Consider the following 25,202-nt stretch of genomic DNA (forward strand, 5'->3'; position numbering starts at 1 on the left):
TAGTTATAGAGCAACTTATCGACGCGCTTATTTAGCCAGTAGTTTGTCTTTGGCCTGACGGTTCGCTTTACGCATTTCTGAGAAGGTCGAGTTCTTTTTATAGCGCCCCTTCTCTACGTGGCGGATTATCGACACATCTTCAATGTTTAATGGTTTTCCGTGCGTACCCAATAACCAGCGGAACGCGCGATCCTCGTAAGTTTTTACCCACCGGTCTTTCGGCTGCTGATAGCAGTCTATCTGCTCGCAATAGCCATAGCGACGTGCCGTATCACCATGAACTATCTGCACCGGGCCGGAGGCTTTTGAAAAGGTATGAGTGGTAAAATCCGCCTGCTGCAAACATTCTTCAACTGAGGTTTCTTTACCATTACACAGAACATCATGCTCTTCGCTCAGTAAAGAGGTTCGGGAAACCTGTTCCGGAAACGCCAGAATGCAGGACTCTTTGCGTAAGGTCTGTTTTAAGCTTGGGAAGGTATTTTCCCCAAACAGTAAGTCGCAGTCGGTAAACCAAATCCAGTCGGCTTTCGTTTCTTTTGCAGCTTTATTACGGCCTATACCACGGCGTAGTAAGTCGCCTTTGTTGAGCGCGATAAAATTCCACTCGATATTATCAACCTGTTTCGATTCATACTCTTTAATTAAAGCAACGGTGTTTTTGTCTTCGGGGCAATAAAAACCGGTCAGCGTAACTTTAAAGTCCTCCGGGGCATTATCCACCAGTGACTTCAACTGATACACAAACAAATGCGAATAGTTCCAGCAGTGACTGACAATTTCAATATGTTCAGGTGTGCTGGTCAGGTCTTCAATTTCGGTTGACTCCGGTACATCATATAGCCAACTAGCCGGAACGGGACTGGATACCGCAAATCGCAATATGAACTCTTTACTTTGCTGTAACCAACTTCTTAGTGCCATTCAGCATTACCTCGCATTCGCTTTCTTTGAACGTACTATGGTATTTTCAACACAGGCTACAGAAGAACTGGACGCTTTGTAACCACTCTATAACGAACGAAGGGGTTAGTTGTTAAACCGATGAATTTAGTTAAAGGTTTTTTCACACAATTGCGCTATCGCTGGTTACGAAAATATAAATCGCTGGCGGGCTCAAGTCTTAAACGAAACGCCCAGGCGATAACTGAACTGCAATGGCAACAGCGCGACACCTTAATTCAGTCGGAACACGCATTGCCCGGTCAGTTGATAGTGAACCTAACCTCTTTTCCTGTTCGCTTTGCTAAGCTGCACCTGACATTAAAGTCGCTATTGTTACAGACGGTAAAAGCGGACAAAGTCATTTTATGGTTGTATCAGGACGACATTGCCAAACTTCCGGCAAGTGTCACTGTACTGCAAAAATACGGCTTAACCATTGCGCCAGTGGGTACCGACACCCGTTCCTATAAAAAGCTGATTCCGGCACTTAAAAGCTTTCCGGATACCTTTCATGTGACCGCTGATGATGACATCTATTACCGTCCTAGCTGGCTGGCAACCTTAGTCAATGCTTATACGGGTAATGACCAGGAGATTCTGTGTTGGCGGGCACATTACTTACGCCGGGCAAAAAGCGGAGAAATACGACCCTACAGGCAATGGTACCCGAAAACAGAGGTACGGGGTCCCGATCCGCGTCTGTTTTTTACCAGTGGCGCCGGAGTGCTCTTCCCGCCGGGTTGCTTTGATAAGCGCGTAACCGATCAAGAACTGGCTTCTTCTCTGGCTCCTTATGCGGATGATTTATGGTGGTTTTGGTTGGCCAGCCTGAATAATTGTATTATTCGCCGGGTGGGCAACAACCCTAAACTGATTAACTGGAAAGGCAGCGGTGGCAGTTCGCTGTGGCAGTTCAATAAGCGCGAAGATGGCGGCAATGACGCACAGCTACAGAATTTAATCGCACATTTTGGTCTGCCGCCAACCTTAGAGAAGAAGTAAAAGGATCAGAGAATGGAAATTTTTATTGCGGTATTTTTCTTTGCTTTTTCGACAACTATTACGCCGGGCCCCAACAATATTATGATTATGTCTTCGGGCGTGAACTATGGTGTTAAGTCCAGCCTGCCGCACTTTCTCGGCATTTGCCTTGGCTTTCCGGCCATGGTTCTGGTGGTTGGCATGGGGTTTGGTTCAGTGCTGGAGCAGTTCCCGCTTCTGCACCAAATGATTAAAATTGCCGGTACTGTCTATTTGCTTTGGCTGGCCTGGGTCATCGGCTCACAAACCCCCAAGGCAATTGAAAAGGGTGACCGTAAGCCATTAACGTTCTGGCAGGCGGTTTTGTTTCAGTGGGTAAATGGCAAGGCCTGGGTTATGGCAACAGGCGCAGTGGCAGCATTTACCACAGTTGCAGGCACCCTTTGGTCAGAAGTAATGGAAATAACTGCCGCTTTTCTGGCGGTGGCATTTCCTTGTGTAGGCGTTTGGCTGGTGGCCGGCGCCGGACTGAGACAGTTACTCACCAACCACACGGCACAAAGAATTTTTAATATCTCCATGGCTGCATTGCTGGTCTTTTCTGTTATACCGGTCGTACTGGATATATGGCAGTTCTATTTTAGTTAGCCTCAATTTGAACAACATAAAAATAACAATTTACGCTTACCTGACGATATGGTTAACTATTGACCATAAAGGCAATAAGGATGAGTCATGGACGTGAAAACCAAACAAGTATCTTTTGATCAACTCATCTCAGAATTGTCGACTCGCCTAATTAACAGTGAGCCCACGGAAACCTACGAATGTATTGAAGAAGTTATTGCGGCTATTGGCGACTACACAGAGGCAGACCGTTGTTACGTATTTGAGTTTGATGACCATATTAAGCACATGACCAATACCCATGAGTGGGTTCGTGACGGTCACAAAGCACACATAGATAACTTACAGGCCATTAAAATCGATGATTTACCCTGGTTTTTCAAGGAAATGAAGGAAAACCATGTCTGTATTGTTAACGATGTCCAGACACTGCCCCCTGAAGCTAATGCAGAAAAAGCAGAGTTTGACCGCGAAGACATAAAATCCGTTATTTGTATTGGTATGGTCGCTAACCACAAACTTCTGGGTTTTGTCGGCTGCGATATGGTGCAGAAAAAGCGCCAATGGCAGCCAACCGACCTACGTCGCTTAAGCCTGGTTGCCGACATGATAGCCAATACCCTTGAACGGCAACGTACCTATGCAGAGCTTATCCACACCCAGCGGGAGCTGGAAAAAGCTAACCGTCTGTTGCAGGCGCAGGTAGCACAAGATGGTTTGACCGGTATTGCCAATCGTCGTGCCTTTGACGAACGCATTACTAACGAAATTCAGCGTGCTTCTCGTCACAAAACGCCTTTAGCGCTGCTGTTAATCGATATTGATCATTTTAAATCGTATAACGATCACTACGGCCACTTGCAAGGAGACCAGGCACTTAAGTCTGTCGCCGACGCGATGTTTGATCAATTGCAGCGTAATACAGATTTTCTGGCGCGTTATGGCGGAGAAGAGTTTGTTGCGGTAATTTCAGCCACCGACGAGCAAAAGACGAAAGACAGCATTCAACAATTGCTGGAGGCCGTTCGGAACCTCAAAATAGAACATGAACAGTCGCAGGTTGCGCCCTATCTAAGTATTAGTATCGGCGGTTATCTGCACACACCAACCACTGACGAAAATACCGAAGCTTTAATTAGCCGAATGATTTCAAAAGCAGACTCGGCGCTTTATCGCGCCAAGTCTGACGGTCGTAACCGGGGCTATTTAGATAATTAATTCCAGCTGGATATTTGCTTTTGTAATTCTTTATCATCAACCCCTTTGAGCCCGGCTAACAACTGCTTAGATTCTTCTTCATTGCCTTTTAAGGTAAGCAGTTGAGCCAACCGAAAGTTTGCCCAGTGACTACCGGGAGCATTCTCAGGTAATTCCGATTTAAGATATTGCCTTAAAGCCTGTATGCCATCATCAAGTTGGGTTTCAGCCAAAACTGACGTTTTTCCTATTTGATACAAGGCCATAACAGAAGCATCCCCCTCTGCAGACTCGCCCGCAACAGCCTGCTCAAATAAAGAGAGCGCTTTTTCGTAGTTCTCGTTTCTTTGCTCCTGAAACCCTGCATAAACCAGAACATCGGCGTTATTCGGGTATTTAGCTAAAGCTTCCTTTAGTAATTCGCTGGCCTGTTCGTCCTGCTCATGCTGGCGGAAGTATCCAATTTTCGCCAGCGTACCCTGTGCCGGGTCAATTTTCTCAATTGCTTCAATTTGAGTCAGGGCTTTATCGTCATCACCACCCGCCATAGAAGGCGCCATTAAATAGAACTGCATTAAGGCGTTTCTGTATTTCAGCGAATCAGGCTTAAGCTCTACGGCTTTTTCAAACGACTCAAGTGATTTCCCCGCATAGCTTAACGCGCTAAAAAAAGCGTCTTGCGCCTGCTGAGCCATGACAACACCTCGAGTATGCCAGGCGGCGGCATTTTCAGGTTCGCTCTTAACCCAGTCTTCAGCAATGTCTTCTGCCTCATCCAGCTGCTTTTCAGATAAATGCTGCTGAATAAGCTGCTGATTTGACTCCCCGGCATAAGCGCCGGGGAGAAAAAAGGCCACAGTTAGCGCCAATGTTATCCATTTCACAATGACTCTCCTTAGTTAGGCCTGCTTCTGCTCTTTAACCCACTGGTCAACACGACGCTCCAGAATATGCAGCGGCAATGCGCCACCACCCAAAACGGTATCGTGGAAGCCACGGATATCAAACTTATCGCCCAAGGCCTCTCTGGCTTCTTCACGCAGTTCCAGAATGCGGATCATGCCAATTTTGTAGGCCGTTGCCTGACCAGGCATAACCAGGTAGCGACGAACTTCTGAACGCACAGCGCCTTCAGCAATCGGCGTGTGCTGCTGGAAGTACTTAACCGCTTCCTCTTCAGTCCAGCCTTTAGCGTGCATGCCGGTATCCACAACTAAGCGCACCGCACGCCAAATTTCGGTGGTTAAGCGACCAAAGTCAGAGTAAGGGTCTTCATAGGCACCCATTTCCTTGGCTAATTGCTCTGAATATAAGCCCCAGCCTTCACTGTAAACCGTAAAGCCAGCCTGAGTGCGAAACTCTGGTACCGACTCCAGTTCCTGAGCAATAGAAATTTGCATATGGTGACCCGGGTTACCTTCATGATAGGCAATGGCTTCCATTTCATTTTTCGGCATGGAGCTCATGTCCGACAAATGCGCATAGTAAATGCCCGGACGCTCACCGTCAGGCGAACCAGGGTAATAATGCTGGGCCGCACCGTCTTGTTCACGGAAAGGCTCAACCCGTTTCACCACCAAGTCGGCTTTTGGCAAAATACCAAAATACTCAGGCAGCTTTTCATTAATGTACGCCAGGTATTCACGAGAGTCTTCCAGATACATTTCCGCGCCTTCGTCGTTGTTCGGATAGAAGAAGCGCTCGTCGGTACGGATATAATCAAAGAAGTCCTGCAAATCGCCATCAAATTCAACTTTCTCTTTAATCGCGATCATTTCATTAGTCAGTCGCTCGACTTCGCTAAGGCCTATCTCATGAATTTCATCAGCGGTTAAGTCAGTCGTCGTGTAGTTAGCTAAGCGGGCGTTATAGTAAGCGTCACCGTTTTCCAGACGATGCACGCCGGTGGCGACTTCGTCGGTGTTTTCAATGTCACTTTCCAAAAAGCTGATTAAGGCTTCGTAACTTGGGCGAAAACGCTCCAATAGCGCTTTACGCACTTCTTTTTCGTATTTGTCGGCTTGTTCAGCGGAGATCGCATCATTTTCCTGAAGCGCACTGAGCTTGTTTTTAGCATCTTCCAGTAAGCTTGAGTCACCTTCTTCATCAAAAGGGGCACCTGAAGTCAGGCCTTTTGCCTCTTTAATAACCTGCTCATACGCAAACCGCGGAGCACGAACGCCGTTTTCCACTTGTTGTTTTGCGCGTTGCAATAATTGCTCAATGGCCGTTGCACCGCCGTTAATACGAGAGATGTAGGCTTCCATGTCTTCGGCACTGTTAACCCGATGGAAGTTGATTAAAAACTGCGGTAGGAAGGTGTGCGCACCACGCATTTGGTCAAATACGTAGTCCATACCACGGAATTCCGCATTACGCTTGGCCTGTTCGTATTGGTAAACCCAAACGTCATACGACGTCTGAGCCTCCAGGTTCAGCTTGTCGTAATCGAAGTTCGCTTTTAGCTCTTCAACCGTGCCTTCCAACCATTCGAGCTGCTTCTTCTCAGCAGCAACGGTCATGTCATCAATGTCACCGTAGCGGTCTTTACGACCTAAAAAGGTCATTTGAATGGGGCTTTGTTGAAGCTGTTCTTCGTATTTTTCTTCAAACCACTGGTTCAGGCGCTCAGTTTCGGACTGCGCGCTTTGCTCAGTCTGTTTAGATTGCTCAGCAGCCGTTTGAGAATTTTGGCCGGAATTGTTTTGCTGCGGTTGTCCGCAGGCCGTTAATAAGCCCAAAACAGCCAGGGCGACAATGGAATAACGCATAGCAGTGTCCTTTATTCTTCTTTTGATACAGGAAGAAAAACTATAGCGTGCTTGTTACACTAATGGAAATGCTTAAATTGTAACCGACTGTTTTATGGCAAAACCTAACAAGAAAGGGCCGGTTCGCACCGTGCAGATTTCTTGTCTGCAGTGCAAAACGCCCATATTTAAATACCGCAAGGGTGGCAAAGGTGCTTTGGTAAAATGCTTTATTGAGCGTATTGTTGAAGACCACACCACCAAACCATGCCATTGCCCCGGTTGTGGGCAGGAATTTGCGCGCGAGACTATGATACGTGGCACTCCTGCCTACAAAATTATTGGCGGTAAAGTCCATTCAAAGTAGGAAAACCATGACAACCTCAATAACGGTAAAAACAAAACAGGCGTACCAGCACGCTGCCGAGCAGGCGAGCACATCTCTTTTGCGTCAATCCCAGCCTGGCATGGCGGATGAGCTCAAATTATTGTCTGAACAACTTCAGGGCAATGAGAAAAGAGACGTCTATGGCAGCGGGGCGCTCATTAACGACTTTGAAGAAGACGTTGCAAAATTACTGGGCAAGCCAGCCGCTTTGTTTTTACCTACGGGAACTCTGGCGCAGCCACTGGCCCTGCGTATACATGCCGACCAGCGTCAGCGTAATGGCGTGTCACTGCACCCCACGTCGCACTTAATGCTGCACGAACAAATGGGTTTTGAAGCTTTGTGGCAGCTTAACGGCACCACCACAGGCTTTGCCAATAAACCGATAACACTTAGCGATTTAAAGTCCGTGCAAACACAGGATCTGGCTGCCGTTTTACTGGAGCTACCCATGCGTGAAATTGGGGGGCAGTTACCCGACTGGGACGACCTGGTCGCACAGTCGCAATGGGCGCGCGAGAATAATATTGCCATGCACTTGGACGGAGCCCGGCTCTGGCAGGTACCAACCGCTTATGACTGTTCATTGCCCGAAGTCTGTGAGTTATTTGACTCGGTTTATGTGAGTTTTTATAAGGATTTAGGGGCTATCTCGGGTGCTATTCTGGCGGGGTCAGAAGCCTTCATAGAGCAAGCCAAAATCTGGGCTCGCCGTGCCGGTGGCAATATCATTACCCAGTACCCACAGGTTTTGTCTGCTCGTTACGGCTTAAGAGAGAATTTACCCATTATGCCGGACGCGGTTAACTACGCCAAAGCACTCGGCGAAGCACTCAACGAGTTAGAAATGCTAAAGGTAAATCCGGAGATACCGCAAGCCGCGATGTTTCACCTTCATTTTGCTCTGCCCGCTAATACGCTCGGCGAGAGAATAACTGACTACGCCAGCAATACAGGTGTCATGCTATTACCGCTGCCAAGAGCAGAGATCAATGGTGAAGCTATTTGTGAGATTTCAATTGGAAGAAACGCCATGTCGCAACCACAAAGCTTCTGGCTGCGACACTTTAAGGCGTTTTTAGAAACGCTTTAGGCTTTTAGTGGTGCTCTTTGTGCTCACCTTCATGGTGTTTGCTATGCTCGCCTAACACGTGGTTCAGGGTGTCTAAGTAGCTTTTACCAAAGCCTTTAACACGTTGTTTGTTCATTGCCTCAGAGCCTAAATGCACTTCTTCCAGAGAGTTTGCCGCGACATCAAGCTCTTTACTTAAACGGGCCAGTGCCACTTCCAGTGTGTAAGTCAGCTCGTGTACTTTCACCATGTCCTGTGAGTCTAAATCGCCATTCACAATTTCCTGTAATTTAGCGTTATATTTCGTCAGGTTCATAATAGCCTGTTCTAAGTTTTCAGAAGCCTCTGGTTTAAAATGCTGGTAACGCTGCTCGTCATCATTGTCACTGGCCGTAGCGGCTACATTAAAAAGCAGTGCTGCGCCTGCTAGTATCATTGTTAAAGCTTTCATAAAAACCTCATTAGTTGTTAATGGTTCTCATTATTGTTCAAATGTCCATTTTTTACAAGCTGAATGAATGCGAACCTGATATTCTTAGCTTGATGTATATCAAGGAGTGACGCAATGTTTTCGTGGTTCGAGCGCCGATTAAACCCTTTCCCTGCGGAGGAACCCACTCAGGCTCCTACTGGCTTTTTTGCTTTCTGCTGGCATTATACGAAAGGTGCGACCCCCTTTCTTGCGGTTACGGCGCTACTTATGGCTGCCATTGCCGTAGCTGAAGTCTGGCTATTCGGCTTTTTAGGGCAGATTGTCGACTGGCTGGCCGCTCAGGACAAAGAAACTTTATTAAACGACCAGTTCTGGCCGCTGTTAGGTATGAGCGCGCTGGTTTTGTTAGGCCTGCCTCTGCTGGTCTGGTTTCACTCTCTACTGACCCACCAGACACTGCTTGGCAACTTCCCCATGCGTATCCGCTGGCTGGGCCACCGCTACCTGATGAAACAGTCCATGAGCTACTACCAGGATGAATTTGCCGGTAGGGTCGCCACCAAGCTGATGCAAACCTCGCTCGCCCTGCGCCAGTGCATAATGACCTTTATTGAAATAGTGAACTATGTCGTCGTCTATTTTCTGGGGATGTTTGTCATTATTGGCAGTGCCGACTGGCGCATGATGCTGCCACTGGCGTGCTGGCTTATTTTGTACGCACTGCTGCTGCGTTTCTTTGTACCTAAGCTGGGTAAAATCTCCGCCGAACAAGCGGATGCTCGTTCCAATATGACCGGCCGCATAGTCGACTCTTACACCAATATACAAACCGTTAAGCTGTTTTCGCATTCTCAGCGCGAAGCCGCTTTCGCCCACGACGGTATGGATACCTTTTTAGGCACGGTGCACAAGCAAATGCGCCTGGTCACTCAGCTTTATGGTTTTCTTTATTTCATTAACTGCGCACTGCTGTTCAGTTCGGCCGCTACCGCCATTGTGTTATGGATGGATAATGCAGTCACTCTGGGGGCTGTTGCCGTGGTTATTGGCCTGGTTCTGCGCTTATTTGGTATGTCACAAATGGTCATGTGGCAAATGTCGACCTTGTTTGAAAGCATAGGTACTGTTCAGGACGGCATAGGCTCTATTGCCGTACCTCAACGCATTGTTGATGAACCTGATGCACCACCTTTAAAAGTAGAGTGCGGCGACATAGCCTTCGATCATGTGCGCTTTCATTACGGCAAGGGGCATGGCGTAATGGACGACTTTAATCTGCACATTAAGCCTGGTGAGAAAGTCGGCATTGTTGGCCGCTCCGGTGCCGGAAAATCCACCCTGGTGAACTTGTTACTGCGTTTTTATGATGTTGAAGGCGGTGAGGTTCGTATTGATGACCAGGCCATTCATAAAGTGCAGCAGGACAGCCTGCGAGCCAATATTGGTATGGTAACTCAGGACACTTCTTTGCTACACCGTTCAGTGCGTGACAACATTTTGTATGGTCGCCCGGGAGCCAGTGAAGAGGAACTCATGAATGCGGTGCGACGCGCTCATTGCGAAGAGTTCATTGCGGACTTAAGTGACAGCAAAGGCCGCACCGGTCTGGATGCCCACGTGGGTGAACGCGGCGTGAAACTGTCCGGCGGCCAGCGACAGCGCATTGCCATAGCCCGCGTCATGCTAAAAGACGCCCCCATTCTGATTCTGGACGAAGCCACTTCGGCACTCGACTCTGAGGTGGAAAATGCCATTCAGGAAAACCTGTACCAACTGATGCAGGGCAAAACCGTTATTGCCATTGCTCACCGCTTATCGACTATTGCTGCTATGGATAAGCTGGTGGTTATGGATCAGGGGGAGATTATTGAGCAGGGCAGCCACGAACAGCTGCTTGCCCAGGACGGTCTCTACGCTAAGTTGTGGCGTCATCAGTCAGGTGGTTTTTTAGCAAAAGAAGCTTAGTGCTTCAGCTCGTACGCTTCGTCTGATTCAATTTTGGCGAAGCGTACATCCAGTTCCATTAAGCGTTTTTTACCCCGGGCTGTCATGTCAGTAATAAACTGAAACTGCTGTCTGGGGTCTATCGGGTAGGCTTTTAAGCGGTATTTGGTGCCCCAGGGTTGTTCCGCCGCTGTTACCGCTATGGGCTTGCCCAGCTGTAAGTATGGACTGGTCAGAGCCACCTCTTCCAGAGCATCACGTATTTGATAAGCGTCGGCTTCCGGCTGAGTATAAAATTCAGCGATACACATTAAACTGGGGCCGCCGTTGTTCGCATTGTGAATGAGGTTATCCCAGAGCTTTAAGTGTGGCACCCAAATTACGGTGTCGTCGTTGGTTACTAACTCGACTGTACGCATGCCTATATGGGTAACTTCGCCATAACTACCGTCAACTTCTATCCAGTCACCCGGTCTGTAGGGCATTTCATGAATAGCCACCACCCCGGCAATTAAACTACTCACATAGTCTTTTAATGCAAAACCTATAGCCAGGCCCGCTGCACCCAGTGTTGCCACCATGTTCTGCAACGTTGGCTCAATAATCCGGGGCATGATCATAACCAGGGCAACAACCAATACCAGTATGCGAATCATTGGTACTAAGGCCAAAGTGTACAGTCGGCGCTTACCATGCAGGTGGGAGGCAACCCAGGGTAGAACACGCTGAGTCAGCCAAACTATCGCTAGTGCAAAAGCGAAAATCACTGCTATTTCAAAGATCGCGAAGCCGTCCAGCGATTTAAAGAGTCCGGTAACGTCGTCTACTGATCCTGTTTCCATTAATGTCTCCCGTTAAAACCGGTCTAACCAAAAGCCCCTGGAGGCCAACAATTCTCTGACAACCGGGTAACCGCGTGCAGTGACATACCAAAGCTCCTGCTCAAGCTCTATCAAACCTCGCTGATGCAAAACCTGTAGCTGAATTTCAAGCTGACTACCGGATATTATTGGCAACACCTTAACCAACTGCCCTTTATTCAAACCTCGGTGTAACAGCAGAGCATAACAGACAAAAGCCGTGGCATCGTTAATCTCTGAAGGCATGCTGGGTGTTTCAAAAGGTTTCTCGCTACTGCGCTGGTAACGATCGGAATAGGCAGCAGCCACACCTGCGTTACCACGACTTAACGCCGCTAATGCCCGCAAACGACCATCGCCACGAGCCAAACCAAGCTCCTCCAGCGCCGGTTGATCCAGCCCCTGCAAAGTCCACAATTGGCTTACCGGAACCGGCCAGACCTTTTCAAGAAAAGCCCAGGCCCAGCTGTCACAAACAATAACGCCTTTGCCTGCTTCGCCTGAAAGCACAGTAGAAAAGAATTCACGAACCCACCGCAACCCATTGGTTTGGCGAAGGAAGCCATGCGCTAACTGAGGCATTATCCAGGGCTTATTATCATCGGACTTGGACAAAAATTCAGGCAGAGTAGAATCACCCGGGTCGCAAAGAGGCTCTCTGTCGGGCAGGTTCATTTCCCTGAGACTATGCTTCTCAGCCCACTTCTTTACGGCTTCTTCAACACCTGAATGAGGTGGTGCGATTATCCAGCGTAAGCTGTTATCTTCGTCGTCCTCCAGCCACTCAGAAAAACACTGTTCCAAAGCATCTGCTGCGTCGTCAAAACTGAGCTCCAGTGCACTCGACTGGTCATCCTCACTTTCTTGCTCTTGTTCAGGGGTTATCCATCGAATAAATTTTCCCCACCACTTTTTAACCTTGATAACGGTCGGCACCGCAGGTTTTTCGTAATCGTCAACCGTAACCCATTGCCACGTTTTCTTTGGCTCTTCGGCCATTCTAAGGTCCCTTTTCACGGATAAAATAAGTGAGTGCTTAACAACGATAATAGAGTGCCCTGAAGCAGAGTCCAATGAAAAATTTGCAAGTAGACTCTTGAAACCAATTTAACCAGTGCACATATAAGAGTTAAGGCCGGTGTCTCTGAGAGAGCCGCCTTAAACCGACACATGGTGTGTCACTTGTTTATTACAATTAACGTTATTGCTTCTTAGGAGAATGACTATTATGGCAACTATCGACTTAAGCCCTCTATATCGTAGCAGTGTAGGTTTTGACCGCATGGCATCTTTGCTGGATTCGGCACTACGCTCAGATACTGGTGCAACCGGATACCCTCCCTACAACATTGAACTGGTAGCAGAAAACCAGTACGCCATTACCCTGGCGGTTGCAGGTTTTGAAGAGGATGATCTGGAAATTGAAGTAGAGAACGGCGTGCTTCGTGTGACCGGCAAGAAAGCCGAAGAGAACGAAAAACGCGAGTATCTGCACCGCGGCATTGCAAACCGAGCCTTCGAACGTAAGTTCAGCCTGGCTGAGCACATTGAAGTCACAGGCGCAGCCTTAAAGAACGGTCTGTTAACGGTCGGCTTGGTGAAAAACATTCCTGAAGCCATGAAGCCGAAACGCATCAACATTGGCAACTCGACTAAAGACCTGCTGGAAGATCGTTCCAAAAGTAAGGAAAATGCTGCGTAAACTTAAGCACTGGATGAGGGGCGGCAATTAGCCGCCCTATTTTTCCTGACGTTGCCACTCTACTGGGTGCCCACAGACGAACCCCTGGACATAGTCTACACCCAGCTGAGTGAGCTTAATGCGCGCTTCGTCACTTTCAACGCCTACTGCACACACCTCAATACCAAGCACTTTAGCAATACGAACACAGCTAGCTACCAGTTCTGCATCAACAGCGTCCACCAGCATGTCCTGCACCCAAAAGCGATTGACCTTAATTTGCGTTAACGGCAGCTGCCGCATTAAACGAAATGAATTAAAGCCTGTTCCGAACTGATCCAGCGCTGTACCAACCCCCAGCCCCTGAAGCTCTTTGAACAGACGGTAGGTTTCATCAAAATACTTGTCGGCGTCGGGCTCAGCCACTTCAAACATTAATTGTTCCGGTTGCAGCACCGACTGCTTAAGAATTTGCTCAAGAAAACGAATGAAGTCGACGTCCTCCAAACTTTGCGCCGACAAATTTATGTGGCAACGCCAGGTTCTGTTTGCCTGAAACGGTTGTTCGTTAAAGTGCTCAATAACTTCGCGAACTAGCCAGCGGTCGGCTTTACCCATCACACCCGCCCGCAATGCTGATCTCAGAAACTGTTGCGGCGCAATGGCTTCATCAGAGCCTGAGCCGGGTAGCCTCAGCAATACCTCGAAACAGTGTTTGTCTTCGCTTTTAGACGTACTGATAAGCGGCTGCGAAAACAATTGCCAGTCTTCTTCCCTTAAAGCCTTTTTCAACCGAGTTTCCCATTCCGCCTCGGCCTGGCCTATTAGACGTTTCTGATCAGCTTCACTGTAGGAATGCACTCGGTAGTCACCTTGCTGCATAGCAAGCTGAACGGCCTCACGCGCTTGTCGCATTAACGTACTGGCTGCAACGTCCTCGTCTGCGCTGTAGGAAATACCGGCGTGTGCAGTAAGCTGAAATATGCGTTTATCACTGCTGAAACGGAATTCACGGCAAAACTGAAGCAAGCGGTGAGCCTGCGCAAACGCGGCTTGCTCATCCTCACGACTTAACAAGGCAATTTCAGTTTCACTAATACGGGCAACCCGCGCACTTTTCGGAGCTTTTTGCTGAAGCGATAAGGTCAACTGCAATATAGCCTGATCACGCCCGTCGGAGCCGGCCTGATCAGCAATAACCTGCAAGCCTGTGAGGCGAATAATAGTCACACTTGAAGTCTTTTTCTTATCCAGCCTTTCTTGTAATAAACGTCGAAATTCCCGCACGTTGAGCAGCCCGGTAACCGCGTCGTGATGCGCCAGGAAATTCAAATGAACTTCCGCTTCCATACGTTTAGTAACATCGGCTATACGCCCGGTATTATCAGTGAAAAGCTCGATATCCAGCCACACTTTTCGGCCATCGAGACGTTCAATAGAAACCAATTGCCGCTGACCATCAATATTAAACCCGTTAGGCCAGTTGGCCCGAATTTGTTCTTCGGAATGCGCCGCGAGAATTCTCATCATTTGCCGGTTAACCTGCTTAATACTGCCGTCAGAATTCATCCGGAACCAACCTTCTCCGGTTCGTTTCAACAGCCGCCATAACCTGCGCCGTAAGGCCTTTCGGTTTTGCTTTAAATGGCTAATACGTTGTATTAAACGGCTTAGACGGTAACGCTCTAATGCCAGTAGAAACATAATAGTGACCAGCGTCAGACCACTATACAAAAGAAGCCCTGAAAGCCCCTCCCAAATTGGATTATAACGAGGGGAGACTAGTAACCAGGCGGATAATACGGTGAGTACCATCAGTGCGGTTTGCCAGCGATGCCCTGACACAGGTTGTTTCTGCAAACTGCGCCCAACGACAACACCGCCCCAGAGTAGTAGTGCGTTAATTTCCCAGGAAATAAGCGCCAACTGCCAAGGCTCTGGAAGCCACGGCAATAAAATGGTCATAGCGATAGCAATTAACACTACCGAGAAACCAATTCGGTTAAACCTCGATAGCTTGAAACGAAAACGCGACCACTCCCAGATAAACCAACTGAGTGCAACAATCAGTAGCTGGCTAATATAGCCTTTCAAAACTGCCGCTATGTCCGGCGAGTATGGCGTAAAATAGGTGATCCAGACACCGCTATGCAGCAGCAGTGACAACGTAAAGGCTAGTGTTAGTGTGCCAAACGCAATTAACAGACGACTACCGAATAACCTCGCCGAGGTGGCTGCAGCCAGAGCTAATAAAATTAAGATACCAGCATTAACACCCAGCGCAGTTTGTTGTTGCTGCAGGCGCAGCTGCAAGTCTCCGGGTTGCCATAAGCTTACGGAAGGCATTTGCTCTGGCCATTGCTGAACCGATACGGCCAGCCAGACAATTTCGTTTGCAGGTATGGTAACGGGCAGCACCTGCTCGTGCGATAAATACTCTCGCTGTAAAATTGGCGTCGAAAAACGACTGATGCTTTGGCTTGTTATTTGACCTTCTTTATCCAGTAAGTAGACACCAACTTTTTCCAAATAAGGATCGCCGAACTTAAGATGAAAAGTCAGAGGTGCGTTACTGCGGTTAAACAGTGGGATAACGCCCCATACATTTGGTCGCTCACCGGCGTAATTATGATCCTGTAGTTGCGAAGAACTGAGCCATCGCTGGGGTTCATTCACCGCTATCTTTTCAACTTTTAAACTCTTATCTACAACACGATAGTTCAGATATTCATTCAGCATGAGTCTGGACGTTTGCGGAGAGACGGTAAGCGGCTCCTGAGCAGCCGCAGACTGGCTTAACCCTAAAGCGAATAATAACCCGACCAACCAATATCTAAACATAGCCATGCTCCGCCAATTTCGCTTGTACCGCAGGCTGCGGTTCTTCCAATGCCTGCAGCCAGGTGGCATCGCAAATTTCAGAGTAAAACAATAACCAATGGCGCTGGTTTATACTTAAGCGCCAGCAAAACTGGTCTGCCGCCTGTTCTCTTTCACGAACAGTGGCTCCAATACGCTCACAAAGCTCATCAACCCAAAGCTCAAGCTCGGCTTCCGGTGGTGTACTTTTTAACGTAATGACATTGTCTTCCATTGCTTTTTATTACCCGTTAAATAATTGTCGCTCGCTGGCTCCGGACAGAAAGGCTTCCACGGCGTGCATAAAGTCATCACCATAACGTGCCAGTTTCACTTCCCCAACGCCATTGATTTCTAACATATCTTTGGCTGTTGTGGGATAGTGCACACACATTTCAACTAATGCTGCATCGCTAAAGACAACGAATGGTGGCACTTGGTCACGGTCGGCAATGTCTTTACGTAATTTACGTAAACGCCGGAACAATATTTTATTATAGTCGCCACGGTCGGTAATACGGGTTTTGGTAGCGGTTAATTCGATTCTCGGCTTGGCCAGTTCCAACGGAACTTCGCCCTTTAACACCGGACGCGCTGCGTCAGTAAGCTGAAGCGCCGCAAAACGGCGTATATCCTGCAGAATAAGCCCTCGATGAATCAACTGTCTTAACACCGAGAACCAGTGCTCCTGTGTTTCCGATTTGCCCAGGCCATAGGTACTGAGCTGGTCGTGTCCAAGCTCGATAACCCGTTGCGCTTTTGAGCCGCGTAAAACCTCAACCACATGGTTAATACCAAACTGTTGGCCTACCCGGTACACGCAGCTCAGCGCCTTTTGGGCATCTTCCAGACCGTCATAGCGTTGCGGCGGATCCAGGCACAAGTCACAGTTTCCGCATTCTTTATCGGAGTATTCATTAAAATAATTCAGCACCACCAGGCGTCGACAGGTCTGGGCTTCTGCCATGGCTTGCATTGCTGAAAACTTTTGCGCCTCAACCAGGCGTCGCTGCTCATTTTCCTGCTCTTCTATCATCCGCCGTATCCACTGCGCGTCACGTGGGTCATAAAGCATAAGCGCTTCTGCCGGCAGGCCGTCGCGACCGGCACGCCCGGTTTCCTGATAGTAAGACTCCACACTACGTGGAATATCAAAATGAATAACAAAGCGAATGTTCGGCTTATTAATACCCATGCCAAAGGCCACTGTTGCCACAACAACGTCTATGTCGTCACGCAGAAACTGCCGCAGGGTACTTTCCTTTATTTGATGCTCAATACCGGCATGGTAGGGCGCAGCGCGTACACCGGCTTGTTGAAGACTTTCAGACAGCTCTTCGGTTTTCTTGCGGCTGCCGCAATAAATAATACCGGCGGCGCCTTTTTGCTTTTTAACGTAGTCACGAACCTGCTTCAGCGGCTTGTACTTTTCCTGTACCACGTAACGAATATTGGGGCGGTCAAATGAACTGCGGTGCACCAAAGGTTCGCGCAAACACAGTCGTTCAATAATGTCGTGCTGGGTTGCAGAGTCGGCAGTTGCCGTTAATGCCATAAAAGGCACATTGGGCAGGTAATTACGCAGTACTCCGAGTTTGCCGTATTCAGGCCGGAAGTCGTGCCCCCACTGGCTGATACAGTGCGCTTCGTCCACCGCAATAAAGTTCAGCTTTAAGGTTTGCAGGCGTTCAATAAAGGTTGGTTGTAAAACCCGCTCTGGGCTTACATAAAGCAGCTTAATGTCACCGCTCTGAAGCCCTTGCATGGTTGCCATAGACTCTTGCGATGACACCCCGGAATGCAGCGTCGCCGCTGAAATATCCAGAGCTTTAAGTGCCTCGACCTGATCCTGCATTAGCGACAGCAACGGCGAAATAACCAGAGTAAGGCCGTCACCACAAATGGCCGGCAACTGGTAACAAAGCGACTTGCCACCACCGGTTGGCATCAGTACCAGCGAGTCACGCCCCTGCATAGCGGCCTGCATAATATCCTGCTGACCATCGCGAAACTGATGGTAGCCAAAGGTAGACTCAAGCTGCTGCTGAAGCGGATCAAACTGCGTTTTTTCGGCGGTACTGCTGTGCATGGTTATATTGACTTCCCGAGTAACATGCTCTTATTGTAAGCGTCCTGTTCGTTAATCACCATGCCGAAAATGAATACACAAACAATACTGACAAAAGTTTCCGAGTTTATGAACACTCAGGTTCCGTTCCAGGCACTGCTTGGCCTGGAAATTACGGAATTTAATCCTGCCCGTGGTGAAATTCGATTTAAATGGCAAGACCAGCTTATGGGCAATGTACCACAGCGTATGTTGCACGGCGGGGTTACGGCTACGGCGCTGGATACCGCCGGAGGACTGGTCGCTATTGCCGGCATGGTCGACAGACTGGAGTCACCTTCTGAAGCTTATTTAATGGAGCGGCTGAGCCGTTGTGGTACTATTGACCTTCGGGTTGATTACCTCCGTCCGGGCCGTGGCACTGAGTTTATTGCCAGCGCAACCATTATCCGCTCAGGCAACAAAGTGGCGGTAGCGAGGATGGAATTGCACAACGAAGAAGGCACGCACATAGCGTTTGGAACCGGTACTTACCTGGTCGGCTAACGCAGATTAAATAAGGATTCCCACTATGTCCGATGACGCAGTTCGGGCGCGGCATGGCGTTTTTTTCGCACTTGCTGCCTACACCTTTTGGGGCATTGCACCGGTTTATTTCAAACTGGTAAAGCAGGTGCCTGCGTTCGAGATACTCTCCCACCGTATTATTTGGGCGTTTTTAATGGTGTTTGTGCTGATCGTTGCCATGAAACGGCTGGATCGCATTCGTCCTATTCTGAAAAGCCGCAAACTGGTACTGCGTCTGACTCTTGCCACTTGCTTACTGGGCGGCAACTGGTTTTTGTTTATTTGGGCGGTAAACACCGACCATATGCTGGACGCCAGCCTGGGCTATTACATTAACCCACTACTGAACGTAGCTATTGGTATGGCCTTTTTCGCCGAGCGTATGCGTCGGTTACAGTTAATTGCCATTGGCATGGCGGTGGTAGGGGTTTCTATTCAGGTTATTACCTTTGGCTCTGTGCCCTGGGTTGCTCTGGCTTTAGCGTCCAGCTTTGCCATTTATGGTGCCATTCGCAAACGTCTGCCGGTCGATTCCATTAGCGGGCTGTGGCTCGAAACGGCTATTTTGCTGCCGGTTATGCTGATTTACCTATTTGGCTTCGCACAGTCTGCCAGCAGTGACTTAACCGCTAACCCGTGGACCTTAAATCTGCTTTTGGTTGCTGCGGGGCTGGTAACAACCATTCCACTGCTGTGTTTTACGGCTGCAGCACAACGCTTACGTTATGCGACACTGGGCTTCTTTCAGTATATTGCGCCAACATTAATGTTCATATTAGCGGTGATGGTTTACGGTGAGCCTTTAGAAGAAAGTAAGCTGGTTACCTTCATTATTATCTGGAGTGCGCTGGCACTGTACAGTTTCGATTCAATAATACAGCGCCAGCGGGATCGTAAAGCGAAGAAGCGATTAGCTTCAGCTGAGGCTGGCATCCATTGAGATGTCAGCGTTCAACACCTTACTGACCGGACAGCCGTCTTTCGCTTTTTCTGCCAGTTTCTGGAATTTGCTTTCGTCAATATCCGGAATGCTGGCTTTAACGGTTAAGTGAATTTTCGCGATGCTGAAGCCATCACCGTCTTCCTCTAAGGAAACTTCGGCTTTGGCGTCAATACTGTCCGGCTCATAGCCAGACTCTCCCAGCATTAACGAAAACGCCATGGCGTAGCAGCCTGCGTGCGCAGCACCAAGAAGCTCTTCAGGGTTAGTGCCCTTACCGTCTTCAAACCGGCTCTTAAATGAGTATTGGGTACTGTCTAAAACACCACTTGGCGTTGAAACAACACCTGAACCTTCTTTAATACTGCCTTTCCACTGTGCATTTGCAGAGCGTTTCATAAAATGCCTCCGACATAGTATGTATGTACTTTAAACATAGTCGAAGAACGCATTTTTTGATCACTACTTTACACTTCAGAAGACGGGATCCAGGCGCGCATACGAAACAACCAGCCACTTACTGCCGACGTTATCGAAATTGATCTGGACTCTGGATTGCGGCCCGGTGCCTTCGTAGTTCAATACCGTACCCTCGCCAAATTTCGGGTGGCGTACACGTTGCCCAAGTGAGTACCCGGTCTGCTCAAAAGCCTCATGGCTGGCGGCGTTATTAAATCGGCTGTAACTGCTGGGCTTTTCAACTTTGGTTTGTATACGCACTTCGTGCAATGTGTCCGGCGGAATTTCACTAATAAAGCGACTGACTTTGTGAAACAATTCCTGACCATAAATACGGCGCTGCTCAGCGTAAGTAAGCACCAACTTTTGCATGGCGCGGGTCATTCCCACGTAGCAAAGTCGCCGCTCTTCTTCCAACCTTCCTGGTTCATCCATAGACTGCTGGGACGGAAACAAGCCTTCCTCCACACCGGTCATAAACACCAACGGAAATTCCAGACCCTTGGCACTGTGTAACGTCATTAGCTGCACCGCGTCCTGATATTCATCGGCCTGCTCTTCACCAGCCTCAAGAGCAGCGTGCGCCAGAAAAGCATTCAAAGGGGTCATGTCCTCTTCGGCGTCATCCAGGGTAAAGTTTTCACAAGCCGTCACCAGCTCTTTTAAGTTTTCTACCCGGGTTTCTGCTTTTTCGCCTTTTTCGGCTTCGTACATGGCCATTAGACCACTCTTTTTAATGACTTCGTCGCTCAGGCGACCTAACGAAAACTCTTCGGTTTCGTCGTCCAGAGCTTCCATAAAATCGAGAAAAGAACCAACCGCATTACGAGCACGACCGGCCAGCTGCTTTTCATTCACCATGTACTTTGATGCCTGCCATAAAGACTCGCCACGTTCGCGGGCGGCCTGACGGATCATCTCCAGAGTTCGGTTTCCAATACCCCGGGTTGGTGTGTTGATCACTCGCTCAATGGCGGCGTCATCGTCGCGATTACCCAGAATTCGCAAATAGGCGAGTGCATCTTTAATTTCCTGACGGTCGAAGAAACGTAAACCGCCATAAATACGATAGGGAATACGTGCGTGCAGCAAAGCTTCCTCTAAAATACGCGATTGTGCGTTACTTCGGTACAAAAGAGCCGCATCCTGCAGCGAACCGCCCTGATCACGCCATTCCTCAATGCGGGCAACAATGTACCGGGCTTCATCCATTTCATTGAAGCCGGCGTAAAGGCTAATAGGCTCGCCATCGTTACCGTCAGTCCATAAGTCCTTACCCAGACGCCCAGAGTTATTAGAAATAACCGAGTTTGCTGCGCGCAATATGGTGCTGGTTGAACGATAGTTTTGCTCCAGACGAATGGTTTCTGCGCCTTCAAAATCGGATAAAAACTGATGGATGTTTTCGACTTTTGCACCACGCCAACCGTAGATGGACTGATCATCGTCACCCACAATAGTCACGCTGTTTTGTTCGCCAGCCAGTAAACGCACCCAGGCATATTGTATGGAGTTGGTATCCTGGAACTCGTCCACCAGAATATGCCGGAAACGGTTTTGGTAATGCTCGCGGACAATCCGGTTATTGCGCAGTAATTCGTGTGCCCGTAATAACAGCTCCGCAAAGTCGACCAGACCGGCCCGATCACAGCTTTCCTGATACAAAGTATAGATTTCTTTTAGGGTTTGCTCTGTCGGGTCGTAAGTTTCAATGTGCTGCGGGCGCAAACCTTCGTCTTTTTTACCGTTGATGTACCACTGAGCCTGCTTTGCCGGCCAACGTTTGTCGTCCAGGTTTAAACTTTTAATTAAGCGTTTAATCAGCCGCTGTTGGTCATCGCTGTCGAGGATCTGAAAGTTCTGGGGCAACCCGACATCCATGTAGTGCGCGCGCAACAGGCGGTGCGCCAGACCATGGAAGGTACCAATCCACATACCGCGCACTGAGCTGCCAACCAGTTGCTCAACACGACCACGCATTTCCGCCGCGGCTTTATTGGTAAAGGTAACCGCCAGCACACTAAAAGGCGAATATTGCCGCTCCTGAATAAGCCAGGCGATGCGATGCACTAACACACGGGTTTTGCCACTACCGGCTCCCGCCAGAACCAGCATATGCCCGTCTGTTGCAGACACGGCTTGCTGCTGTCGTTCATTTAAATCTGCCAGAAGCGGGTGTGTACTCATCTGCGGTCACCTAAGTCATTATTGGGAACTGTGTTGCGTTAATGCGCCAGTGTAATAGCGCATCACTGTATAAGCAACCAGTAGTTAATCAGACGCTTTAGTCCAGCAGAAGTTGCTGAAGCTGACTCAGATTATGCAAAGTAACCGTTGGTAATACCGACAAGTGTTCTGAGGTTCCCAGGCCGGAGGTTAGCCAGGCCGACTGCCAGCCATGACGCTGCGCACCAAGAACATCGGAATAAGGATGATCACCCACGTGTAAAAACTCATGCGGCTGCAAATTAGGCAATTCACGTTGCGCAGCCGCAAACATATCGGGCAAAGGTTTACCCCGAATACCATCTCCTGGCTGAATCACCTGATCAAAGTATTTCGCCAAGCCTATTTTCCCAGCGTCGACATTACCATTGCTAAGCGCTATCAGTTTGTAATGCTGCGATAATGCTTCAAGTAACTCAAAACTGTTGTATGGCACCTGAAAATTACTACGCTCAGACAAAAACACATCCATTATGGTGTTTGCGGCCTTTGATGCGTCACCAATACCGAACTTTTTTAACCCTAACTCCAGTGTTTTCAGTCGAAGCTTGGTCATATCGCTGGCCAGAGCTTGATCGGTTCGGCTGACTTCGTCACGAAAACGACGCCAGTGGTGCATATCCCACTCAGCGGTTTGCGGAAATTGTTCTGTAATGTAGTTATGCACCGCTTTCTCTGCGCGCTGCATAACCGGCACGTTGTCGTACAGTGTGTCGTCTAAATCAAAACTAATGACTTTGGGCAAATACCAACGGCGATGAAACTGCATAACGCATTACTCTCATTGAGTTAAATTTAGGTCGATTTTTTCCGGGCACGCGGGTGGGCGCTGTCATAAACACTGGCTAAACGCTTAAAATCTAAATGTGTATACACCTGAGTTGTGGATAAGTTAGCGTGCCCTAACATTTCCTGCACAGCACGCAGGTCACCACTGGATTCTAGCATGTGAGAAGCAAATGAATGCCGCAGTTTATGCGGATGCAAGTCACCCACTACACCTTGCTGCTTACCCCAGTAATTCAGCCGCTGCTGCACAGTACGCGAACTAATACGCTGCAGCCTTTTACTGACAAATAGCGCCAGCTCGGGCTTTTCGTTAAGCCAGGACTGACGGACTGACAACCATTTCTTTAAGGCTTTTTCTGCGCAGCGGCCAAAGGGCACAATGCGCGTTTTGCTGCCTTTACCCGTTACCCTTAATTGCATCATACGGTGATCAATGTCATCTCGATCAAGGCTGACCAGCTCCGCCAGACGAATACCACTGGCATACAGCAGCTCCATCATGGCGGCATCGCGAATCGCCAGGTCATCATCTGTGGGTAAGTCCAGTAAATGGGAAATACTGTCCACATCGAGGTTTTTGGGTAAGCGTTTGGGGATCTTCGGAGCTGATACCGACATGGCGGGGTTATCATCCATAGCGTTAGATTCCACCATGAACTGGCAAAATGTCCGCCACGCCGATAGTTTTAAAGCAATACTGCGCTCACCCAGACCATTGCGGCGCCAGCCAACTAAAAGCCGCTCAATAACAGGCACACGCAGTGCTTTAGGTTCAGTTATTTTTTGCAGTTCAAGAGCAGCCAGGTCAGCGGCAATAAGACGCTGATAGTTCTTCAACGTCAGCTCTGCTAACCCTCGCTCTCCCTGCAGTTGTTGCATCCATTTTTGCTGCCAGTCATGCAGCTTCATGGTTTTTCAGTAGCCCCGGTAACAATGCACTTAGCAGAGCCTGTAGCTGATTGATCAATAATTTATCCATTGCCGGCTCAAAGTGGCTGGCATTGGTATTGCCAACCGCCAGCATACCCAACTCACCGTTGTCGCCCAGCAGCAGTAAAGCAACTGAGGCTATGTCTTCGTCCTGGAACAACAGCTTATGTTCCTGCTCGGTTAAACGCCCAAGATAAATAGAACTGTCATTAAAGCGCTTGCTCAACAGCTTTTTGTGAGTGTCGGAAGCAAAGCTGTATTGCTCATCCAGCTCCACAGGGCTGTCGAAGAACTTGAGTGACAAGGCCGGCATTTCCAGCTCATTTTCAAAGGTGTTTTCTAGCTCTTCCAGTACCTGAGTCAGGCTTTGGCAACGCAGAAGGCGAACATACAAGTTACTGTAAGCAGAAAAAATAGCCTCGTTACGACGTGCGTTAATCATCAACTCGGTAATTTCTTCTTCCAGTTGATTCACGCGCAAACGCAGCTTCTGTTGCTGACGCTCTATTAACGACACCGCTCCTTTTTCACTGTGCTGAAACTGCAGTTGAGTCAGCAGATCATCGTTTCGCGTGAAAAAGTCAGGGTTCTCTTGTAAGTATTCTCTGATAAGGCTATCGTCCAGCCGCTCATTTGCCATTATGTTCGATTCGCTACTCATAACACCATTTGTCCATCGTAAATCAATTCTGCGGGGCCGGTCATTTTAACCGGATGCCCTTGTTGCCAGCGAATAAGCAAATCTCCACCCGGCAAGCTGACTTTTACCCGTTCGTTCAGTAAACCCTGTTGAATGCCCGCGACAGCCGCAGCGCAGGCGCCACTGCCACAGGCCATGGTCTCACCGACCCCACGCTCAAATACGCGCAGTTTAATTTCATCAGCGGATATTTTCTGCATGAAACCCACGTTCACACTTTCCGGAAAGCGCTCATGCGCAGCTAAGTCAGCGCCAAGAGTCTGCACTGGTGCCGTATCGACGTTATCCACTGCAATAACACAATGCGGATTGCCTAACCCCAAAACGCCGCACAGAACGGTTTCATCTTTTACTCGTAAAACGTAAGTCTGTTCCGCTTTTTGCGCTTTAAAAGGCACTGCCGCCGGTTCGAATAAGGGCTCGCCCATATCCACCGTTACTTGACCGTCTTTTTCTAAATGCAGAACCATTTTGCCCGCTTTGGTACTGACCTTAAGATGGTTTTTATTGCTTAAGCCTTTGGCTTTGACAAACTTTGCGAAACAACGGGCACCGTTACCACATTGCGCGACCTCGCTGCCGTCTGCGTTAAAAATGCGGTAATGGAAATCCAGGTCGGGGTCATAGGGTGGTTCAACCAGCAGCATTTGGTCAAAGCCAATGCCTGTATGCCGGTCTGCCCAACGACGAATTTGGTCCGGATTCACATATAAATTCTGGGTGACATTATCCACCACCATAAAGTCGTTGCCGAGCCCGTGCATTTTTGAAAAATGTAATAACATT

Annotated in this window: 24 protein-coding genes; 9 read left to right on the forward strand and 15 right to left on the reverse strand. The window is 48.7% G+C overall.

Going from position 1 to position 25,202, the window contains the following annotated elements:
- Positions 1-27: 27 nt before the first annotated feature.
- The gene (locus BM359_RS11780) at positions 28-924 is read right to left on the reverse strand and encodes a glycosyltransferase (protein WP_054490447.1); all 897 of its coding nucleotides are present in this window, start codon (positions 922-924) and stop codon (positions 28-30) included.
- A gap of 120 nt (positions 925-1,044) precedes the next feature.
- On the opposite strand from BM359_RS11780, the gene BM359_RS11785 reads away from it, so the two are divergent.
- The 3 genes from BM359_RS11785 (at position 1,045) to BM359_RS11795 (ending at position 3,771) form a co-directional block, all read left to right on the forward strand.
- Positions 1,045-1,947: a hypothetical protein gene (locus BM359_RS11785; protein WP_054490449.1), complete on the forward strand. Its 903-nt coding sequence runs from the start codon at positions 1,045-1,047 to the stop codon at positions 1,945-1,947.
- Between the two features lie 12 nt (positions 1,948-1,959).
- The gene (locus BM359_RS11790) at positions 1,960-2,574 is read left to right on the forward strand and encodes a LysE family translocator (RefSeq protein WP_054490451.1); all 615 of its coding nucleotides are present in this window, start codon (positions 1,960-1,962) and stop codon (positions 2,572-2,574) included.
- Between the two features lie 87 nt (positions 2,575-2,661).
- On the forward strand, positions 2,662-3,771 hold the full coding sequence (locus tag BM359_RS11795; RefSeq protein ID WP_054490453.1) for a sensor domain-containing diguanylate cyclase: 1,110 nt from the start codon (positions 2,662-2,664) through the stop codon (positions 3,769-3,771).
- Here the strand turns inward: BM359_RS11795 and BM359_RS11800 are convergent.
- Entirely contained in the window at positions 3,768-4,634 is an 867-nt protein-coding gene (locus tag BM359_RS11800; protein WP_054490455.1) for a tetratricopeptide repeat protein, read from the reverse strand. The genes BM359_RS11795 and BM359_RS11800 overlap by 4 nt on opposite strands.
- Positions 4,635-4,649: 15 nt before the next feature.
- Positions 4,650-6,521: a DUF885 domain-containing protein gene (locus BM359_RS11805; protein WP_054490457.1), complete on the reverse strand. Its 1,872-nt coding sequence runs from the start codon at positions 6,519-6,521 to the stop codon at positions 4,650-4,652.
- Positions 6,522-6,615: 94 nt separating this feature from the next.
- Between BM359_RS11805 and BM359_RS11810 the strand changes: the two genes are divergently transcribed.
- Positions 6,616-6,867, forward strand: a complete 252-nt coding sequence (locus BM359_RS11810; RefSeq protein ID WP_053953456.1) for a hypothetical protein — start codon at positions 6,616-6,618, stop codon at positions 6,865-6,867.
- A gap of 7 nt (positions 6,868-6,874) precedes the next feature.
- Positions 6,875-7,981, forward strand: coding sequence for a threonine aldolase family protein (locus BM359_RS11815; RefSeq protein ID WP_054490460.1), 1,107 nt, complete (start codon positions 6,875-6,877; stop codon positions 7,979-7,981).
- A 4-nt stretch (positions 7,982-7,985) separates the two neighbouring features.
- Here BM359_RS11815 and BM359_RS11820 read toward each other — a convergent pair whose 3' ends face one another.
- Positions 7,986-8,411 (reverse strand): DUF6746 family protein, encoded by a 426-nt coding sequence (locus tag BM359_RS11820; protein WP_054490462.1) that lies wholly within the window; start codon positions 8,409-8,411, stop codon positions 7,986-7,988.
- 114 nt (positions 8,412-8,525) lie between these two features.
- Here BM359_RS11820 and BM359_RS11825 point away from each other — a divergent pair, with 114 nt between their 5' ends.
- Positions 8,526-10,358, forward strand: coding sequence for an ABC transporter ATP-binding protein (locus BM359_RS11825; RefSeq protein ID WP_054490464.1), 1,833 nt, complete (start codon positions 8,526-8,528; stop codon positions 10,356-10,358).
- Here BM359_RS11825 and BM359_RS11830 read toward each other — a convergent pair.
- Together BM359_RS11830 and BM359_RS11835 are read right to left on the reverse strand one after the other, a co-directional pair.
- Positions 10,355-11,179 carry a mechanosensitive ion channel family protein gene (locus BM359_RS11830; RefSeq protein ID WP_054490466.1) on the reverse strand — a complete coding sequence of 275 codons (825 nt, stop codon included), beginning with the start codon at positions 11,177-11,179 and terminating at the stop codon, positions 10,355-10,357. The genes BM359_RS11825 and BM359_RS11830 overlap by 4 nt on opposite strands.
- A 12-nt stretch (positions 11,180-11,191) precedes the next feature.
- Entirely contained in the window at positions 11,192-12,196 is a 1,005-nt protein-coding gene (locus BM359_RS11835; RefSeq protein WP_054490469.1) for a hypothetical protein, read from the reverse strand.
- A 229-nt stretch (positions 12,197-12,425) separates the two neighbouring features.
- On the opposite strand from BM359_RS11835, the gene BM359_RS11840 reads away from it, so the two are divergent.
- The gene (locus BM359_RS11840) at positions 12,426-12,899 is read left to right on the forward strand and encodes an Hsp20 family protein (protein WP_054490471.1); all 474 of its coding nucleotides are present in this window, start codon (positions 12,426-12,428) and stop codon (positions 12,897-12,899) included.
- A gap of 36 nt (positions 12,900-12,935) precedes the next feature.
- Here BM359_RS11840 and BM359_RS11845 read toward each other — a convergent pair whose 3' ends face one another.
- The 3 genes from BM359_RS11845 to recQ are packed head-to-tail and all read right to left on the reverse strand — an operon-like array spanning position 12,936 to position 17,826.
- Positions 12,936-15,719 (reverse strand): EAL domain-containing protein, encoded by a 2,784-nt coding sequence (locus tag BM359_RS11845; RefSeq protein WP_054490473.1) that lies wholly within the window; start codon positions 15,717-15,719, stop codon positions 12,936-12,938.
- Positions 15,712-15,972 (reverse strand): DUF3630 family protein, encoded by a 261-nt coding sequence (locus tag BM359_RS11850; RefSeq protein WP_054490475.1) that lies wholly within the window; start codon positions 15,970-15,972, stop codon positions 15,712-15,714. Before BM359_RS11850 ends, BM359_RS11845 begins: the two co-directional genes overlap by 8 nt.
- Before the next feature lie 9 nt (positions 15,973-15,981).
- On the reverse strand, positions 15,982-17,826 hold the full coding sequence (recQ, locus tag BM359_RS11855) for a DNA helicase RecQ (protein ID WP_054490476.1): 1,845 nt from the start codon (positions 17,824-17,826) through the stop codon (positions 15,982-15,984).
- Positions 17,827-17,886: 60 nt separating this feature from the next.
- Here recQ and BM359_RS11860 point away from each other — a divergent pair, with 60 nt between their 5' ends.
- The gene (locus BM359_RS11860) at positions 17,887-18,351 is read left to right on the forward strand and encodes a thioesterase family protein (RefSeq protein WP_054490478.1); all 465 of its coding nucleotides are present in this window, start codon (positions 17,887-17,889) and stop codon (positions 18,349-18,351) included.
- 25 nt (positions 18,352-18,376) lie between these two features.
- Entirely contained in the window at positions 18,377-19,312 is a 936-nt protein-coding gene (gene rarD / locus BM359_RS11865) for an EamA family transporter RarD (protein WP_054490480.1), read from the forward strand.
- Here rarD and BM359_RS11870 read toward each other — a convergent pair.
- The 6 genes from BM359_RS11870 to dapF all read right to left on the reverse strand — a co-directional run bounded on the left by BM359_RS11870 (position 19,289) and on the right by dapF (position 25,201).
- Positions 19,289-19,711 carry an OsmC family protein gene (locus BM359_RS11870; protein ID WP_054490482.1) on the reverse strand — a complete coding sequence of 141 codons (423 nt, stop codon included), beginning with the start codon at positions 19,709-19,711 and terminating at the stop codon, positions 19,289-19,291. The two genes, rarD and BM359_RS11870, sit on opposite strands and share 24 nt — an antisense overlap.
- Positions 19,712-19,786: 75 nt before the next feature.
- Positions 19,787-21,958 (reverse strand): DNA helicase II, encoded by a 2,172-nt coding sequence (gene uvrD / locus BM359_RS11875; RefSeq protein ID WP_054490484.1) that lies wholly within the window; start codon positions 21,956-21,958, stop codon positions 19,787-19,789.
- A gap of 97 nt (positions 21,959-22,055) precedes the next feature.
- Complete coding sequence (locus tag BM359_RS11880; RefSeq protein WP_054490485.1) at positions 22,056-22,766, reverse strand: HAD-IA family hydrolase; 711 nt, start codon at positions 22,764-22,766, stop codon at positions 22,056-22,058.
- Between the two features lie 26 nt (positions 22,767-22,792).
- On the reverse strand, positions 22,793-23,695 hold the full coding sequence (locus BM359_RS11885; RefSeq protein ID WP_054490487.1) for a tyrosine recombinase XerC: 903 nt from the start codon (positions 23,693-23,695) through the stop codon (positions 22,793-22,795).
- A complete protein-coding gene (locus BM359_RS11890; protein WP_054490489.1) occupies positions 23,682-24,377 on the reverse strand; it encodes a DUF484 family protein in 696 nt (231 codons plus the stop codon). The genes BM359_RS11885 and BM359_RS11890 overlap by 14 nt, the downstream gene beginning before the upstream one ends.
- Complete coding sequence (gene dapF, locus BM359_RS11895; protein WP_054490491.1) at positions 24,374-25,201, reverse strand: diaminopimelate epimerase; 828 nt, start codon at positions 25,199-25,201, stop codon at positions 24,374-24,376. The genes BM359_RS11890 and dapF overlap by 4 nt, the downstream gene beginning before the upstream one ends.
- Position 25,202: the final 1 nt, after the last annotated feature.

This window comes from Idiomarina abyssalis, assembly GCF_900116625.1.
Classification (GTDB): Bacteria; Pseudomonadota; Gammaproteobacteria; order Enterobacterales; family Alteromonadaceae; genus Idiomarina; species Idiomarina abyssalis.